The following is a 229-nucleotide window of genomic DNA, read 5'->3' as shown; positions in this document are numbered from 1 at the left end:
GACTGGTTATTCCTTGGTTTCTGGACCATCTAGAGATGCTCAGACGCAAATCAAGGGTCATGTGTATATATGGCCACAGACAAAGAGTCACCGGCATCACCGTACATAACTCCACCAGATCAGGAGACGCCCGCATTATCTTTCACCTCACCACCTCGTCGTCTTCCATCGCGTGAAATTACCTTGGCTATTGATGGTCAGCAGTGGCCAATTAAGATTGAGATGAACA

Annotated in this window: 1 pseudogene; it reads left to right on the top strand. The window is 47.6% G+C overall.

Annotated elements, in window-relative coordinates:
* Positions 1 to 229: pseudogene (locus tag RMT89_RS46490) on the top strand (hypothetical protein); the annotation flags it as partial.

The sequence above is a fragment of the Streptomyces sp. P17 genome (assembly GCF_032436805.1).
Lineage (GTDB): Bacteria > Actinomycetota > Actinomycetes > Streptomycetales > Streptomycetaceae > Streptomyces.
This window is presented reverse-complemented; position numbering and strand designations above follow the sequence as displayed.